This is a genomic window from Dyadobacter linearis, from assembly GCF_907165045.1.
Taxonomy (GTDB): Bacteria; Bacteroidota; Bacteroidia; order Cytophagales; family Spirosomataceae; genus Dyadobacter; species Dyadobacter linearis.
This window is the reverse complement of record NZ_CAJRAU010000005.1, coordinates 281,756-295,410: the sequence shown is the minus strand read 5'-3', so window position 1 is coordinate 295,410 and position 13,655 is coordinate 281,756. Positions and strand designations below refer to the sequence as shown.

Annotated in this window: 14 protein-coding genes and 1 tRNA gene; 5 read left to right on the top strand and 10 right to left on the bottom strand. The window is 43.7% G+C overall.

Features of this window, described 5'->3' with window-relative positions; translation table 11 throughout:
• Window positions 1-10: 10 nt before the first annotated feature.
• Window positions 11-205: a cold-shock protein gene (locus tag KOD92_RS18270; RefSeq protein ID WP_026629450.1), complete on the top strand. Its 195-nt coding sequence runs from the start codon at window positions 11-13 to the stop codon at window positions 203-205.
• A 72-nt stretch (window positions 206-277) separates the two neighbouring features.
• Here KOD92_RS18270 and lysS read toward each other — a convergent pair whose 3' ends face one another.
• Entirely contained in the window at window positions 278-1,993 is a 1,716-nt protein-coding gene (gene lysS / locus KOD92_RS18265; RefSeq protein ID WP_215235025.1) for a lysine--tRNA ligase, read from the bottom strand.
• Between the two features lie 205 nt (window positions 1,994-2,198).
• Between lysS and KOD92_RS18260 the strand changes: the two genes are divergently transcribed.
• Window positions 2,199-4,691, top strand: a complete 2,493-nt coding sequence (locus KOD92_RS18260; protein WP_215235024.1) for an AsmA-like C-terminal region-containing protein — start codon at window positions 2,199-2,201, stop codon at window positions 4,689-4,691.
• Here the strand turns inward: KOD92_RS18260 and KOD92_RS18255 are convergent, their stop codons facing one another.
• Together KOD92_RS18255 and KOD92_RS18250 are read right to left on the bottom strand one after the other, a co-directional pair.
• A complete protein-coding gene (locus KOD92_RS18255) occupies window positions 4,692-5,402 on the bottom strand; it encodes a response regulator transcription factor (RefSeq protein ID WP_215235023.1) in 711 nt (236 codons plus the stop codon).
• An 87-nt stretch (window positions 5,403-5,489) separates the two neighbouring features.
• On the bottom strand, window positions 5,490-6,317 hold the full coding sequence (locus KOD92_RS18250; protein WP_215235022.1) for a hypothetical protein: 828 nt from the start codon (window positions 6,315-6,317) through the stop codon (window positions 5,490-5,492).
• On the opposite strand from KOD92_RS18250, the gene KOD92_RS18245 reads away from it, so the two are divergent.
• A complete protein-coding gene (locus tag KOD92_RS18245; RefSeq protein ID WP_229254745.1) occupies window positions 6,316-7,539 on the top strand; it encodes an AI-2E family transporter in 1,224 nt (407 codons plus the stop codon). The genes KOD92_RS18250 and KOD92_RS18245 overlap by 2 nt on opposite strands.
• A gap of 3 nt (window positions 7,540-7,542) precedes the next feature.
• Here KOD92_RS18245 and KOD92_RS18240 read toward each other — a convergent pair whose 3' ends face one another.
• From KOD92_RS18240 to KOD92_RS18225, 4 genes are all read right to left on the bottom strand, one after another.
• Window positions 7,543-8,025, bottom strand: coding sequence for a gliding motility lipoprotein GldH (locus tag KOD92_RS18240; RefSeq protein ID WP_215235021.1), 483 nt, complete (start codon window positions 8,023-8,025; stop codon window positions 7,543-7,545).
• 40 nt (window positions 8,026-8,065) lie between these two features.
• Window positions 8,066-8,566, bottom strand: a complete 501-nt coding sequence (locus tag KOD92_RS18235) for a hypothetical protein (RefSeq protein WP_215235020.1) — start codon at window positions 8,564-8,566, stop codon at window positions 8,066-8,068.
• A 90-nt stretch (window positions 8,567-8,656) separates the two neighbouring features.
• Window positions 8,657-9,454 (bottom strand): (Fe-S)-binding protein, encoded by a 798-nt coding sequence (locus tag KOD92_RS18230; RefSeq protein WP_215235019.1) that lies wholly within the window; start codon window positions 9,452-9,454, stop codon window positions 8,657-8,659.
• Between the two features lie 32 nt (window positions 9,455-9,486).
• Window positions 9,487-10,812 (bottom strand): (Fe-S)-binding protein, encoded by a 1,326-nt coding sequence (locus KOD92_RS18225; RefSeq protein WP_215235018.1) that lies wholly within the window; start codon window positions 10,810-10,812, stop codon window positions 9,487-9,489.
• Between the two features lie 235 nt (window positions 10,813-11,047).
• On the opposite strand from KOD92_RS18225, the gene KOD92_RS18220 reads away from it, so the two are divergent.
• A tRNA-Phe gene (locus KOD92_RS18220) sits at window positions 11,048-11,120 on the top strand.
• A 71-nt stretch (window positions 11,121-11,191) separates the two neighbouring features.
• Here the strand turns inward: KOD92_RS18220 and KOD92_RS18215 are convergent.
• Entirely contained in the window at window positions 11,192-12,313 is a 1,122-nt protein-coding gene (locus KOD92_RS18215) for a Fic family protein (RefSeq protein ID WP_215235017.1), read from the bottom strand.
• A gap of 161 nt (window positions 12,314-12,474) precedes the next feature.
• The gene (locus tag KOD92_RS18210; RefSeq protein ID WP_229254744.1) at window positions 12,475-12,762 is read right to left on the bottom strand and encodes a helix-turn-helix transcriptional regulator; all 288 of its coding nucleotides are present in this window, start codon (window positions 12,760-12,762) and stop codon (window positions 12,475-12,477) included.
• 36 nt (window positions 12,763-12,798) lie between these two features.
• Between KOD92_RS18210 and KOD92_RS18205 the strand changes: the two genes are divergently transcribed.
• Window positions 12,799-13,056, top strand: a complete 258-nt coding sequence (locus KOD92_RS18205; RefSeq protein ID WP_215235016.1) for a hypothetical protein — start codon at window positions 12,799-12,801, stop codon at window positions 13,054-13,056.
• Here the strand turns inward: KOD92_RS18205 and KOD92_RS18200 are convergent.
• Window positions 13,053-13,634 (bottom strand): hypothetical protein, encoded by a 582-nt coding sequence (locus KOD92_RS18200; RefSeq protein ID WP_215235015.1) that lies wholly within the window; start codon window positions 13,632-13,634, stop codon window positions 13,053-13,055. The genes KOD92_RS18205 and KOD92_RS18200 overlap by 4 nt on opposite strands.
• Window positions 13,635-13,655: the final 21 nt, after the last annotated feature.

The window sequence follows — 13,655 nt, the reverse complement described above, 5'->3', positions numbered from 1 at the left end:
TTTCAACATTATGCCAACAGGTACTGTAAAATTTTTCAATGAAGCTAAGGGATACGGCTTCATCGTTGAAGACGACACAAACAGAGACATTTTTGTCCATGTGACAGGATTAGGAGGACTTACAATCCGTGAAAATGACCAAGTAGAATACGAAGTCGTTGAAGGAAAAAAAGGACTAAACGCTGTACAGGTAAAAAAGATATAACTGTATTTTTTTTGCATGAAACCAAAAATGCCGTTCGAGAGAGCGGCATTTCTAGTTTCTAACCTGTTCACTTTATTCAACCCAGGACTTTACGTCGTCGAGCTGCGGCATTTTTTCGTCTATTTTCAGCTTCTTCCGCATTCCGCCCAGATCATTGAAGATCTTGTTTGCATTGGCGCCTTTCAATTGCTCGATCGTCAGGATATTCATTTTCTGCAAAGCAGGAATCCACACAGCGGGCACGCCAGCATCGACATAGTCTGACTCTTTCGCAACCTCAGCTTTCTTCTCCGGGCGCATTTGGGGGAAGAATATCACTTCCTGAATGCTCGAATTGTTAGTGAGCAGCATTGTGAGCCGGTCAATTCCAATACCGATACCCGAACTTGGCGGCATTCCATATTCCAGCGAGCGCAGGAAATCTTCATCCATTTCCATCGCCTCGTCATCGCCGCGTTCTTTCAGTTTAAGCTGATCTTCAAACCTTTCGCGCTGTTCCAGCGGATCATTTAGCTCCGAGTATGCGTTTGCGATTTCTCTTCCATTGATAAAAAGTTCGAAACGCTCAACCATTCCCGACTTGGTGCGGTGTTTTTTGGTAAGCGGCGACATTTCGACGGGGTGATCTGTAATGAAAGTAGGCTGGATAATATGCTCCTCCACCTTTTCACCAAAAATCTCATCGATCAGTTTGCCTTTGCCCATACTCTCGCTCACTTCCATTCCCCACTGCCGGCATTGTTCGCGGATCGCATTTTCGTCAAGTTCGTCCACATTCAGTCCTGTATATTGCAGGATCGCATCGGTAATGCTCAATCTTGGGTAAGGTCCGGCAAAATCAAGTTCCACGTCTCCGAATGTAGCTTTGGTAGTTCCATTGACAGCGAGCGCTACTTTTTCCAGCAGCTCCTCGGTCATTTTCATCATCCAGATATAATCCTTGTAGGCAACGTAAAGCTCAACCGTCGTGAATTCCGGATTGTGCGTCCGGTCCATACCTTCGTTTCTGAATAGCTTTCCAAACTCATAAACACCTTCGAAACCGCCTACTATCAGTCTTTTTAAATGCAGTTCAGTCGCAATGCGCAGGTACAGGCCCAGATCCAATGCATTGTGGTGCGTTGTAAAAGGGCGCGCTGCTGCACCGCCGTGGATCGACTGCAACACGGGCGTTTCCACTTCGAGCCAGTTATTGGAATCAAAATGAGCGCGCATGGTCGTAATAATCCTGGCGCGTTTGATAAAAATATCGCGGATGTCCGGATTTACGATCAGGTCCACATAGCGTTGGCGGTACCTCAGCTCGGGATCTGTAAATCCATCATATACATTTCCATCTTCGTCGCGCTTTACCACAGGCAACGGGCGCAGCGATTTGTTCAAAATCTTGAATTCCTGAACATGAATGGATATTTCACCGGTTTGAGTCGTGAAAACAAAGCCGACAATACCGATAATGTCGCCGATATCCAGCAACTTTTTAAATACAGTATTATAAAGCGTTTTGTCCTCTCCCGGGCAAAGATCATCTCTGCGAAAATACAATTGAATGCGCCCTGAGCTATCCTGGAATTCAGCAAATGCGGCACTTCCCATAATCCGGAAGCCCATCAGCCTGCCTGCCATTGACACGCGTTTATAGTCTATCTTGTTGTTCTCGTAATTTTTGAGAATGTCCGATACATAAGTATCAACCACGAATTCCTCAACCGGGTAGGGCTCAATGCCCATCTTAATTAAATCCTCCCGCTTTTGGCGGCGCAATATTTCCTGTTCGCTCAGTAGCATTTTGCAGCAATATGATTTATGTGTATTCTGATCTCCTAAGAGTCCGCAAAACTACGATTTTTTGCCTTGAATAGCGAAGATGAACCTTTAAGTAACCAGACTTGGTTGATGCATAGAAGCTGGCACACTATTAATAAACGTATATGGTAGCAGGGTCGGCTCAATCCATGCCTGCTGTCAAGTATTGCGTTAAACCCCTCGGTTCATGTTTGCAAGAGTTCTAAAAATCTTCGGGATCGTTGCCCTTTGCGCTATTTTTATTTTCGCTGCTGTCGAAATCTGGGTGTATCGTAACCGAGAAAAAATATTCCGGAGTGTACAGGAAATAGTGAATGAAAACCTGAATGGAAATCTCGAAATAGGAGATTTCAAATTCCGGCCTTTTTACGGCGGACTGGGGCTGAACTTTACATTGTCGAAAGTACGGCTGACCGATAGTCTCTATCAAAAGCATAATAAACCCTTTCTGGAAGCCGAGCTGCTGCATGTTGCCCTTGATCTGAAAGGATTTTATAAAGGAAATATCCGGGTAAAAAATCTCGTGTTGCAGGATGGTTCGCTGAATATGTTCACGATGCGCGACGGTTATTCCAACCTCACTATTTTTCAATCCGGAAATAATAAGAAGAAGGATAAAAAGGAAGGGAACGGGGATATTCTGGATAAACTTGGAAACCTGCGATTTATCAATTTCAGTGTCGCTTTTGCTGATTCGGTCAAAAAGAAATACTATGGCGCGCTTTTCCATGATGCTACCAATATCATCACGCTGACAGATACTACTACTAATGCCAGCTTTGCGGGTTCTGTTTTGTTTAAAGGGCTTACATTCAAACCCGAAAAAGGTGGATTCCTGGTAAATCAGGAGACTAATATCGCGTTGGCACTCGCATACGATTCTGATGAAAAGAAATTAAAAATCCACCCCTCGATCCTTGAAAGTGCTACCCACGATAAGATAGGGATCACGGGAGATTTTGATTTTTCCGATACGATCAGAAATTTCAGTATGAATTTTACGGCTAATAAAATTGCAGTAAAAGATGCTGTGCCGCTGTTAACCAAGCGATTGAGAAACCAAATTGATTCGCTTGGAATTCAGGCGAAGGTGGACACGAAGGTGAAGGTAATAGGCCAGCTGGCGTCACAGAATAAGGCAAGGGTAGATGTTGAATTTGAAACAGATACATTCAATTACGAGTTGCCGGTGGGTGTTCTGCGAAATCTGAAAGCTTCCGGAAAGTTTACCAATCAGGCGGATACTACGCGCGTTCCTGAAATTTGGAACTCAACCCTCATTGCTCCCAAGGTTACCGGGCTTTTTGAAAAAATCCCTTTCGCATTCAAATTTTCGGTTAAAAATTTCGAGAACCCGAGAGCAATTTTGGATGGTAGAATCGATGCAGATTCCACTAACCTAGGCGCATTACTTGACGAGACGCGCTATAAGTTCAAATCCGGCACAGCGAAGATCGACTTCCATTTTAACGGAAGCCTGAAAAATTTCTATAATTCGGCAAAGGATAGGTTTGACGGGAAGATAATTGGAAAAGCTTCTCTCAACAATATTGCGATGGACTATGTACCCCGAAAGGTGAAGCTGTCCAGGATCAACGGAGATTTTACATTTAATGAAAAAGCGGTGGTTTTTAAGGATCTGCATTTCCATGATGGGCACAATATGCTTTATCTGCGCGGCCAGCTGCTGGATCTGATCCCTTATCTGTTCGGTTCTCCGAAGCCACTGCGCGCCAATGTGGATATTAACATTCCCAAGTGGAAGGTGACCTGGCTGGAAAGCCTTTTTGCCGCCAGGACGAATGTGAGTACGAAAAAAAGACAGAAACTCAAACTTGCTGATTTGCTCGACAATGCGATCGACAAAATGGAGGTAGTCGCTAAATTAGATGCAAAGGAACTGCAATACCGGCTTTTTACAGCGCGCGATGTGAAGGGTCAGTTTACTATTAAAGAAAACGCCGTTTCGATCGAATACTTCGTCATGAAGGCATTTGGACGTGGAAATTTCCGGGTTTCAGGCGTGATGGACAATTCAGGAAAAGGGCAGCCTCGGCTGGCAGTGAGCGGCAGGGTTTCAAATGCGGATGTGCATTCGGTATTTAGTTCGTTCGATAATTTCGGTCAAAAAACGATTACAAGCGACAATCTTAAAGGTATCCTCAATACTGATTTCAAATTTGAAGCCAATTTGAATAACAATGTGAGACTGATTCCTTCGTCTATGAAAGGCGATCTGCATTTTGATCTTACAAATGGTTATATCATTGATTTTGAGCCCTTCATGAAAATGAAAAAGCTGATTTTCAAAAAGCGGAATTTCGAGCGCGTCAAGTTTGCGCCTATTCGAAATGATATCCGGCTGCGAGGTCAGGAGATAGAAATCGACCCTATGGAGATCGAATCCAATGTGGTCACATTGTACCTCGACGGTATTTACAGCTTCGGGAATAAAACGGATATTAATATTCAAATCCCGCTCAGTAATCTGAAAAAGCGGGATTCTACCTACGTTCTTGACCCTAATAATGAAGAGAAAAAAGGCGGATCCAAGATTTTCCTCAGGGCTATTGATGAAAATGGAGAAGTGAATATCAAGCTGGCTTTTCGTCGGAAACGTGACAAAAACAAGCAGAAAGACGAGGAGCCCGAAATTGACCCCGCTACTATTGAAAAATGATCAGGCGGGCTCGTTACTGAACATGTAACCAACTCCTTTGAGCGTTTTAATATAGTTATCGCCCAGTTTTTCGCGCAGCTTTCTGATATGTACGTCCACCGTTCTTTCCAGGACATAAATATCCGCGCCCCAGATCTTTTGCAATAATTCGTCCCGGCTGAATACTTTATTAGGCGTTTGTGCCAGAAAGAATAGCAGTTCAAACTCCTTTTTAGGCAGTACCGTTGCTTTTTCACCAGCCTGCGTAACCGTGTAATTTTTGCGGTTAATGGACAAGTCCAGGATTTCGATCGTATCTCCGGACTCAGCTTTCTGAGCTTCCCGGCGAAACAATGCATTAATGCGGCTCATCAAAGCTCTTGGCTTGATCGGCTTTGTAATATAATCGTCAGCGCCCACGTCAAATGCAGCTACCTCAGAATACTCTTCCGAGCGTGCAGTCAGAAACAGGATATAAGTATTTTTAATATCAGGATTTTGACGCAGGATCCGGCCGGTTTCAATACCGTCGAGCTGCGGCATCATAATATCAAGAAGGATCAGATCGGGTAAAAATGTCTTGGCTGTCTCAATAGCTTTCCTGCCATTTGAGGCTGTTTGAACAGAGTAGCCTTCCTTAGTTAAGTTATATTCGAGGAGTTCAACGATATCTGAATCATCATCCACTACTAGTACTTTCGGTGCTGAAACAGCGGATTTCGTGGTGCTCATTGTTTTTATGATTAAAACGCGGTTCGAAATTAGAATATGTGATGTTCAGATTACATGCGTCCCGCCAATATTAACACAAACTTAATATCAACGATAAGTAATGCGGTACATATCCCCCTGCTCATTTGTAACCAGCATATCGGTATTGTTCAAAAAAAGGATCGCTTCGTTCTGCTTTTTTACCAAACGAAAACAACCCAGCGGCTTCTTAAAATTAATACCCTCACCGGAGACTTCAAACAAGAGCACTTTACCGTAAGTCAGCAATGCAAATCGTTTACCGTCGGGACTAATATCTGCGGAAGTAACCTGGCTGTCAACCGGAATGCTGTCTGACGCATTTACCGTATAGTCGCCGGCTTTGTCAGAAAGCTGATACATTTTCACAATCTCACCTTTCTCCCAGTTTTTGGAAAAAAGATAGAGGTTGTCTTTATGATGAAAAAATGCTTCTGAGTCAAAAATGCGGCTCTTATTCCGTTGCTGCTCTGCATATTTAAATTTGATCACCTGGGTAGTGGAGTCAAGCGTACTGAACTTGTAGATCTCCAAATTGGAGCGGGTATTTGAATTGTTTCCGAAATCACCAATATAGATATTCCCGACCTTATCTTCTGCCAGATCTTCCCAGTCGACGTTTTTTGCCTGCGGTATGGTTTTTATTGAAACAAGTTTGCCATTAAGATCAAATCCGTAAAGCGCTGGCTTTCCTCCGCTATCGTTATGTGACCAGAAAATGTGCTCGTTACTGGACCTGGCCAAGCCTGAACTTTCAGATATCAGGCTGGGAAGCTTGCCTATTTTGCTAATTTTGTATTGAGACCGTACTTTCTCGAAATTGTTGACTTTGTGATCCGACTGGCAGGTACAAAACAGTGTCTTGACAGCAAACCATACATACATTAATTTATTCATGAGTTCAACATTACGCCCTCTTCCTGACAAAGATAGAGAAACCCCGATTTACATAAAGTTAGCAAGTACACTCGTTGCGCTCATCGCGACGGTATACATTCTTTTTGTGCTTCGCGAAACAATCATTCCGCTTGCATTCTCCATTCTTCTCGCCATTCTGCTCTACCCCGTTTGTGCGTGGCTGGAAAGGCGCAGGGTACCACGAATAGGCGCAATTCTGATTAGTATCCTGATCCTGTTTGTCGTCATCGTGATCCTGCTATACGTCGTTTCGATCCAGATCGGCAGCTTCGCCGAAGAGCTGCCGCGCATTACCGAAAAAGCGGAGATTATCATGGACCAGACGCTGGCAATGGGGGAGAGGTACCTCAATATCAGCCGTACCCAGCAGGTAAGTGAAGGAAAGAAATATCTGGTGAATGCTTTGACCGAAGGCCGCGCATTCTTGTTAAATACGCTTGTAACGACAACCGGCGCTATTTCCACATTCGTTTTAATCCCGCTGTACATTTTCTTTTTCATGCTCTACCGCGACTTTTTCAGGATGTTCGTACATAAAGCAGTGAAGAATGTTCCGAATGAGGATTTGAATCTCTTATTGAGAAAAATCTATGAAGTGATCCAGAGTTACCTGTCGGGTCTCTTCCTGGTAATATTAATAGTTGGGGTTTTAAATAGCATTGGCTTGCTGCTACTCGGGATTCCCCACGCTATTTTCTTTGGTTTCCTGGCCGGGTTCCTTATTTTAATACCTTATATCGGCATTCTGATCGGCTCGGTACTGCCTGCATTACTGAGTATTGTCACGATGGACTCTCCCTGGTACGCGGTCGGTGTTATCGGTATTATGAGTTTTGTGCAGTTTCTGGAAGGCAATTTTATTACACCTAATATAGTCGGGTCGAAAGTAAGTGTGAATCCGCTGGCTGCAATTGTCGCCTTATTTCTGGGCGGGCAGCTCTGGGGACTTTCCGGATTAATCTTAGCATTGCCGGTAACAGCGATTCTGAAAGTAATTATGGACACAATTCCAAGCCTTGAACCTTACGGCTTTCTACTCGGCGAGCCGGTACACGAGGTGGCAGAGGAAAAAGAAGAAATTCAGCGGCAGCAACCGGTTCAGGAGTTTAAGAAAAAGCCTTACCGGCGGTACCGTAACAAGCCAAGAAAGAAACCGGAAAGCACTTCTCCAATTCATCCCGGCAATGCGCCCACGGTTTAGTAATTACTCTTTGGCTTTAACTTTTTCAACACTAATACCTACGCTCATTACGAAAGGAAGCGGATTTTGCCGCATCGATTGTGATAGGGTGATCGTGTAAATGCCAGCTTTCGAAAAGCGGTAATTTTTCAGGAAAGGTATTTTATGGTCAAAAAGATCGCCTAGTCCGTGGCCGTAAGGTTTGCCGGTAACTTCATTGGACAAATACACTTCTTCCAGCGTATTAGAGATCAGTTTTTGATCAGGGCCGGTGAAATTCCGGGTCAGATATAGATTGTAATAAGGGTACTGAAGTGTGTTTCTCAGCAAATAATACAGATTGTAGACCTGCGTGGTGTCCGTTATCTCTACTTTAAATGAAGGTTTGTTCTTGATATACCAAAGTCCGTCATCAATATCTTCATGTGCTTTATAAACAATACTATCATCACAGGAAACCAGAGACAGGCAAAGCAATAAAACGGCAAAAATTCCGGAAAACTTCATTTGAGATCGGCGATTGAACTTCCAAAACTATCCATTTTTACTAAAAATTGGTCTGCTCTTTGAAATAACGGTTCAGCCAGGAATTGGAAGCCGGGATTTTCCAGCGGTTCATCCATTGCGCTTTGGTCACTATCTGATGATCAAAAACAGTTGTGGAAGGCTGAATGATTTCATCCTGCACCGATGCTTTTATTTTGGCAACAGGTATGGTCTGTACTTCTCCATTGGTGTCAAAATAGGCAAGTGACCTGTCGAAGAAATCAATTTGCATGCGATTCCCTATTTCCTGTAACCAATGCACCGATTTGTCGATTGAGCAGCCGCTCGGTAGCTCATTCCTTTCGTCTACCGCAATTACTACAAAACGGTGCTCAAATATCTTTCCAGAGGCTGTCAGCGCCTTTCCGTGTGCTTCCCAGGAATCCAGAGATGCTTTTAAAGTTTCTGTGATAATGCCGGTTTCAGAGTCGGTCAGTTTTCGGTTTGCCTGATAAACCCAAACTCTGGATTGAAGATCGATATCGCTAAATGGAATATACATACTACAAATGTTAAGCAAATTAAAAGAGCATTATGCTCGTATTTTTCAACAACAGCCGGAGCGACTAAGTTCTCAAGAATACCCTCAAACTCAGAGCCCGTTTGCCTGCGCGACTAGTTCGGCAATATCAAATATCTTCACTGAATCCTCTTTTTCTTTATTTTTAAGCCCGTCGGTCATCATAATCATACAAAACGGACAGGCTACTGCAATAGTGTCTGCGCCGGTAGCCAGCGCTTCTTCTATCCGCTCGATATTAATATCTTTCCTTCCTTTTTCGGGTTCCTTAAACATCTGTCCGCCTCCCGCTCCGCAGCAAAGTCCTTTTACTTTGGACCTTTTCATTTCGGTCAAATCCGCGTCCAGCGCTTCCAAAACGTGTCTCGGCGCTTCATAAATGTCATTCGCGCGACCGAGGTAGCACGAATCGTGAAAAGTGACTTTTTTGCCTTTGAAAGTTTCCCCATTCTCAGGCCTCACTCTTCCTTCGTCAATAAGTTGCTGTAAATATTCCGAATGGTGCAGCACTTCATAATTGCCGCCCAGCTCGGGATATTCGTTTTTTAAAGTATTAAAACAATGCGGGCAGGCAGTTACGATCTTTTTAACCCCATACATATCAAGCACCTGAATGTTTGACATCGCGAGCATTTGAAATGTAAACTCATTTCCAGCCCGCCGCGCAGGGTCGCCTGTGCAGCTTTCCTCCGTGCCGAGTACAGCAAATTTCACCTTTGCTTTGTTTAATATCTTGACAAAAGCCACGGTCACCCTTTTATAGCGATCGTCAAAAGATCCGGCGCAGCCTACCCAGAACAAAACTTCGGGCGTTTCATTGCTGGCAGCCATTTCGGCCATTGTAGGTACTTTATATACTTCTTGATCCATAAAATCCAGGACGTTTAGTCCAGTTAAAAGCCTTACTTAACTCCCTCGGCCCAGTTAAAACGATCTGCAGGAGAAAATTTCCACGGCGCCTGATTGGTATCCAGATTCTGGAACATCATATTCCAGGAACCTGGCGCCTGCGCCTCGTCCATTACCTTATACCTCCGCAATTGTAAAATAATATCGAGCGGATTAATCAGTACCGGGCATTCCTGCACGCACGCATTGCAGGTAGTGCAAGCCAGTATCTCTTCTTCCAGAATATAATCGCCGATCAGGGCTTTGTTATCCGGCACAAATTCTCCGCCATTTGCCTGCATATTCCGGCCCACATCTTCGAGGCGGTCGCGGGTATCCATCATAATCTTGCGCGGCGATAGCTTTTTGCCAGTGATATTGGCAGGGCACGCTTCGGTACACCGGCCGCATTCTGTGCAGGAATACGCGTCCATCAGGTTTTTCCAACTCAGATCCATCACATCCTTCGCCCCAAAACGCTCCGGCACTACTGATTCTGTATTCTGATTTTCCAGCCCCAGCATTACTTTCACCTCGCTGGTAATCTCTGGCATATTGTTCATTTTCCCTTTTGGCGACAGCCTCGAATAATAGGTATTCGGGAAAGCGAGGACAATATGCAAATGCTTTGAGTAGGTGAGGTAAACCGCGAAAGCGAAAATCCCGGCAATGTGCAACCACCACGCAAAACGCTCGTAGATCACAAGGGTATTCTCGTTCCAGCCGGTGAATAAAGGTTTAAAAAACTGACTGATCACAAAACTGCCCGTCTGCGCATAATGCGGATTTCCCATTTCCTGTAAAACGCTGTCAGCTGCATTCATGGTCAGGATTGCCAGCATTAAAACAATCTCAAAAACGAGGATTATTTTACCGTCGAGCTGCGGCCAGCCGTTCATTTCCCGGTGTCTTTCGGGCTGGAATCTTTCCACTTTTACGCCGCTTCTTCGTATTAGAAATATGACACACGCAGTAAGAACGCCGAATGCAAGTATTTCGAAAAAGCCGATCAGGTACAAATAAAATCCTCCGAGTGTAGGCGCGAAAATCCTGTGGGTACCCAAAATTCCATCCAGCACAATTTCCAGGACTTCGATATTGATCAATATAAAACCGATGTAAACGGCAAAATGCAGGAAGCCGATCAGCGGCCGGTCGAACATTTTCTTTTGCCCGAATGCGACACGTAGCATCGTGGCCAGACGTTTTCCCGGCTCATCGGTACGGTCCTCATTTTTGCCAATTAATATAGTTCGCCGGATCAGATTCGCCCGCCTGTAAACCAGCCACGAAACGCCTGCAAGGAGAACTATAAAGATAACTTGCTGTAATACTGCCATATAAGAAATGGTAATCTGCATGTAAATTAGTATGCAAGCATACCATAGCAAATATGGCAAAAATGTATTTTGAAGCAAATGGTTTTAAAATAAATATGAAGTTGATTTTGTAACAGAAAGATTTTCAGCTCAATACTTATGGGCACGATAATATCGCGGAAATATTTTCACAAATAATTTGTAAAGCAAAACCAAACTTCTAGTTTTGCAGTCCCAAAGGGAACCAATTGAGCCTGGTGATGTAGCTCAGTCGGTAGAGCAAAGGACTGAAAATCCTTGTGTCGGCGGTTCGATTCCGTCCATCACCACAACTTAAAGCCGCTACGAGCAATCGCAGCGGCTTTTTTGTTTGGTTTTGAAGCAAATGTGAATGCTTCAACTACCGGAACAAGTCGAGATAATCTTTGAAGACATACAGCTTATTCCGCTGCCCACCTGAAACCTCTTGCAGTATTTCCAATCTCTCAAAATCAGCTAATAGCTTGTAATTAGTTGCCTTCGATTTACTGGTAATCGCTTCAATTCTGGCCACATCTATAACCGGCTGCTCATATAGGTACTCTACAATTTTCTTGGCTTCCGCGGCGCGTGTGCCGAAAGATTGAAGTTTGATTTCAAGGTTTCGTTTTAGCTGCAAAATCCCATCAAAGGTCTTCACGCCTATCTTAGAGATTTCAATAACACCGACCAGAAAAAACTTTAACCATTGATTAATATCGTTGTGTGTCCGCGCGCGCATCAAATTATCATAATACAAAGTCCTGTTTCTCTCAAAATAATCCGACAAATAAAGAATCGGCTGTTTAAGTATTCCTTTATTAACGAGATATAGTGTAATCAACAATCGGCCAACCCGACCGTTTCCATCCAGAAATGGGTGAATCGTCTCAAATTGATAATGAATAAGCCCAATTTTCAGCAGATCAGGTAAAGGATTGAGTTCGTCATTCGCAAATTTTTCAATATCCGACATCAGGTCTGCAATCGAAGTATGAACCGGTGGTACAAATACAGCGTCGTTGATACTTGCCCCGCCAATCCAATTTTGGCTCGTACGATATTCGCCTGGCTGCTTGTGCCTGCCTCGCACACCTTGAAGCAGAATTTTATGGGTCTGCCTGATAAGCCGCGACGAAAATGGGAGCGTCTGCAATTGTTTTACAGCCTCATTCATCGCGCTGATATAGTTTTGCACTTCTTCCCAGTCATCGCGTTTTTCCATTGAAATTTCGTCTTTTTCCAGAAAAGCCTCCTCCATATTGGTTCGCGTACCCTCAATTTTGGATGATTGGGTAGCCTCCTTTGCGATGTGCATGCGAATGTACAGGTCAATGTGAACGTATTCAGAATACATATCCAATCGTCCAAGGTCTCTGTCGGCTTTGCTTAGCAGACTAAGTAGCTGCATATCATCTACTTGCCAATCGCGATTTATGTTTTCGGGTTGAAAACTTTTGTAGTAACCCTGGTTGGTGACCCCGCCTGCTTTAAAGTTCTTCATGACATCAAAAGTTAAACTAACAAATTGCTTAGTTTAGAAAAGTGATGTAAATCTAAACTAAAAATTTACTTAGTTTAGATTTTGGCTTCAAAACTAAAATAAGAAAATGGTAAGTTTAGTTTTTGGGCACATATCTAAACTAAGAAGAGCTATTTTAAGCTTTATGAAGGTATCTGCGTGATCTCGTGAATTGGCATTTCTAGGCCAATTGCAATTTCGTGTAAGTAAAGAAACGACGGGTTGATCTTTCCTGCCTCTAATCGCTGGATGGATTGCTGATCTTTCCCTATTGCATGAGCGAGCTCTGCCTGAGTAATATTCTTTGCTTTACGCAGTTCGCGTATTCTAAGTCCAAGCTGTTTTAGTAAAGCATCATTTTCCATATCGGATAAAGGACAAGGGAAATTTACACTATTTACACAACGAATGCGTTGTATTCTGGGTGGCATGCTTATCTTTGTGAACCAATTAAAACTATACATCCTATGAACTTCAAAATCATCGCCCTCCCAGAAACTCAAACCGAAATCTGCCTCCACCGTGATTGTAATGAAGAAGGGCAAGAAATTGTTTGTATCAAGACTTTTGTAACTAACTCCGCGGGAACGGAGTTAATGCTGGGAACGCAGGCGAAATTTAACAATGCGAGTTGTGCGCAACGATTTGTGGCAGATTATTCGGAAGTGTCGGCGAAAGAATTTTTACAGAACTGTCTAAAAGAAGAGAAAATCTGGACAAACTAACTCCCAAAAACCCGCCGATCCGTAATCTCCGCCCGGTGTGCTTCAAGAAAATCACAAAACGATTTGATCTGCATTTCTTGTTGGGAAAGGTCGAGGGAGTGGTCGTATTCTTCTTCGTACACCTGGGTAAAATCAGTGATAATGTAGCGCAGGCTGCGGATACCTTTCGGGCGTAATGCTGGGAGGTAAAAATTCTGGTGATTTACTGCGTAGTTGCCTGGTTTATAGTTGCTTGTTGTTTTAATATCTACGGCTAACATTTTTCCCAAAACATCCACATAACCATAAAGTAACACATCGTTGAGTTGATATTCGCAGTAAAATTGAGTGCGTAACATCGGGCGCGGGAGCAACGCCCGGACTTGTGACAGGATCTCCGGGTCGAACATTTCTTCATCAATACCCTTGATCACAGCGTCTTCAAAAGACACTCCCTTTTTCTGCGCGTCGGTTTGCGGAGTCGGCACGCGGTTAACTCTGTTAATCAGCTCTTGTTCTGTCAGATAGCCTTTTTCAAAGCGATCATAACAGTTCAGTAAGGACGGATAAAGCTTGTAGTTAACGGTGTTAAATGGCATTTTGTTGATGTTATATTCTGG

Bases quoted from the DNA above. Each gene is read 5' to 3' on its own strand.
- KOD92_RS18250 (WP_215235022.1), bottom strand. From the start codon at position 6,317: ATGAATAAATTAATGTATGTATGGTTTGCTGTCAAGACACTGTTTTGT.
- KOD92_RS18230 (WP_215235019.1), bottom strand. From the start codon at position 9,454: ATGGATCAAGAAGTATATAAAGTACCTACAATGGCCGAAATGGCTGCC.
- lysS (WP_215235025.1), bottom strand. From the start codon at position 1,993: ATGCTACTGAGCGAACAGGAAATATTGCGCCGCCAAAAGCGGGAGGAT.
- KOD92_RS18255 (WP_215235023.1), bottom strand. From the start codon at position 5,402: ATGAGCACCACGAAATCCGCTGTTTCAGCACCGAAAGTACTAGTAGTG.
- KOD92_RS18205 (WP_215235016.1), top strand. From the start codon at position 12,799: ATGAACTTCAAAATCATCGCCCTCCCAGAAACTCAAACCGAAATCTGC.
- KOD92_RS18200 (WP_215235015.1), bottom strand. From the start codon at position 13,634: ATGCCATTTAACACCGTTAACTACAAGCTTTATCCGTCCTTACTGAAC.
- KOD92_RS18225 (WP_215235018.1), bottom strand. From the start codon at position 10,812: ATGGCAGTATTACAGCAAGTTATCTTTATAGTTCTCCTTGCAGGCGTT.
- KOD92_RS18215 (WP_215235017.1), bottom strand. From the start codon at position 12,313: ATGAAGAACTTTAAAGCAGGCGGGGTCACCAACCAGGGTTACTACAAA.
- KOD92_RS18245 (WP_229254745.1), top strand. From the start codon at position 6,316: ATGAGTTCAACATTACGCCCTCTTCCTGACAAAGATAGAGAAACCCCG.
- KOD92_RS18210 (WP_229254744.1), bottom strand. From the start codon at position 12,762: ATGCCACCCAGAATACAACGCATTCGTTGTGTAAATAGTGTAAATTTC.
- KOD92_RS18240 (WP_215235021.1), bottom strand. From the start codon at position 8,025: ATGAAGTTTTCCGGAATTTTTGCCGTTTTATTGCTTTGCCTGTCTCTG.
- KOD92_RS18260 (WP_215235024.1), top strand. From the start codon at position 2,199: ATGTTTGCAAGAGTTCTAAAAATCTTCGGGATCGTTGCCCTTTGCGCT.
- KOD92_RS18270 (WP_026629450.1), top strand. From the start codon at position 11: ATGCCAACAGGTACTGTAAAATTTTTCAATGAAGCTAAGGGATACGGC.
- KOD92_RS18235 (WP_215235020.1), bottom strand. From the start codon at position 8,566: ATGTATATTCCATTTAGCGATATCGATCTTCAATCCAGAGTTTGGGTT.